The 1,399-nt window shown below is 38.5% G+C and carries 2 protein-coding genes; both read left to right on the plus strand.

Annotated elements, in window-relative coordinates; genetic code table 11:
- Positions 1-40 precede the first annotated feature (40 nt).
- A complete protein-coding gene (locus ACFQ21_RS25185) occupies positions 41-436 on the plus strand; it encodes a transposase (RefSeq protein ID WP_377584090.1) in 396 nt (131 codons plus the stop codon).
- 8 nt (positions 437-444) lie between these two features.
- Positions 445-1,362: an IS3 family transposase gene (locus tag ACFQ21_RS25190; RefSeq protein ID WP_377584092.1), complete on the plus strand. Its 918-nt coding sequence runs from the start codon at positions 445-447 to the stop codon at positions 1,360-1,362.
- Positions 1,363-1,399 lie beyond the last annotated feature (37 nt).

A 1,399-nucleotide genomic window follows, 5' to 3' on the forward strand; every position in this document is an offset into this window, starting at 1 on the left:
TGTCAGTCCCTGAAATAGGTTGACCACAAAAGGTTAACTTATGACAAAGCGAATTACATTAGCGAACAGACGTCTTTTTAGCGAAGAATTTAAACAGACAGTCGTTCAAGATTATGAACGTGGCCAGTTCAGTGTTTTGGAATTGGCTAAGCTTTACCAGGTTCACACTACGATAATATACCGCTGGATACAGAAGTATTCTTCGTATAATAAGCGTAAGATTAAAGTAGTAGAGATGGCAGATAGCAGTAAACAGAAGCTTAAAGATCTTCAGAAACGCATTGAGGATTTGGAGAGAGCAGTTGGGCAGAAGCAACTTAATATTGACTTCCTGGAAAAGATGATTGAGTTGGCAAATACTCACTATGGTATCGATATCAAAAAAAACTCCGATACCCCACCATCAACTGGTTCAGAACAAACATCAAAACACTAGGTGTTTCTATGAATTCAGTTTATTGTATTAGTGGGGTTAGCAAGCAAGCTGTGCATAAGCACAATCGTGCCTATATAGATTATTCAGACCGGCTTCAAGAGTTAATCACACAGGTTGATGAGATCCGTAGCATTCATCCGGGATGTGGTCTTGAGAAGCTTTATGATAGCCTTTGCCCGCCTTGGTTGGGACGTGATAAATTTATATCTGTATTTATGGAGTTGGGCTATAGAGTTAGAAAAACCAGGAACTACAGACGTACAACTATTCCCACGATATTGTACTATCCCAATCTAATTGAAGGGCTTTTGGTTTGGGATAAAAATCGTGTATGGCAGACTGATATAACGTACTATCAGGTGGGAGATCGTTTTTACTACTTAACGTTTATTATAGACATCTATACCAAAGTTATCCGTGGCTATCAGGTAAGTGATCATATGCGCGCTGATGCTAATCTAGCCGCTCTTCGAATGGCATTAACAGAAGCTCAAGGTATAACTGGTATAATCCATCATTCTGATCGAGGGAGTCAATTTGTAGATAGTGACTATCGAGCGATTCTAACTAAACATGGTTTTCAGCTGAGTATGGGGCTGATCGCACAAGAGAATGCTTATGCCGAAAGAGTAAATGGTATCATCAAGAATGAATATTTAGTATATAAATCCATTAACACTTTTAGACAACTGAAAAAGGAAGTTGCCTCTGCTATTGATCATTACAACAACAAGCGAATACATCGAAGTCTTCCCAATAAACAAACACCAAGAGAATTTGAAAATGAATTATTAAGTTTAAGCACTCAGAACAGACCTAAGGTAATTGTTTATGCCGAAGGTTTTTCTAAAATCAGTACGACATCAAGTCGTACTGATTTTACCCCGGAAACAGAACCCCAGGTTCATGTTTGTCCGATGGTTTGATTAGTAAAAAACGGTCAACCTTTTTTAGGGATCGACA

It is taken from the genome of Ohtaekwangia kribbensis, assembly GCF_042676245.1.
GTDB classification, from domain to species: Bacteria; Bacteroidota; Bacteroidia; order Cytophagales; family Cyclobacteriaceae; genus Ohtaekwangia; species Ohtaekwangia kribbensis.

Bases quoted from the DNA above. Each gene is read 5' to 3' on its own strand.
- ACFQ21_RS25185 (WP_377584090.1), top strand. From the start codon at position 41: ATGACAAAGCGAATTACATTAGCGAACAGACGTCTTTTTAGCGAAGAA.
- ACFQ21_RS25190 (WP_377584092.1), top strand. From the start codon at position 445: ATGAATTCAGTTTATTGTATTAGTGGGGTTAGCAAGCAAGCTGTGCAT.